The organism is Mesorhizobium sp. M1A.T.Ca.IN.004.03.1.1, from assembly GCF_003997555.1.
Classification (GTDB): Bacteria; Pseudomonadota; Alphaproteobacteria; order Rhizobiales; family Rhizobiaceae; genus Mesorhizobium.
In genome coordinates, this window is sequence record NZ_RZTV01000593.1 from 1 (window position 1) to 257 (window position 257).

General features: G+C 62.6%; 1 pseudogene. It reads left to right on the forward strand.

The window, feature by feature from the left end:
* Nucleotides 1–257, forward strand: a pseudogene (locus EOD29_RS36705) (hypothetical protein); the annotation flags it as partial.

The window sequence follows — 257 nt, forward strand, 5'->3', positions numbered from 1 at the left end:
GGTGAGAACCAGAAGCACCAGCCCCATGAGAACCGATGCGGCCGACGCAAGCCCGAAGAGACGGAGATCGCTGCCGAAAGCCATCTGGTACCGTCGACCAGCGACTTGACCGCCGTCGTGGCGGCTTGGAAGACTGAGAACGGCGGCTACGCCGTCATGCCGTGTTTTTTCTGTCCGGAAGACAATCTCGACCAGCGCACGCAACAGAGCGGCTACCCCTACAGCCATTGGGCGGAGGTCGGTCACCTCCACCCGAC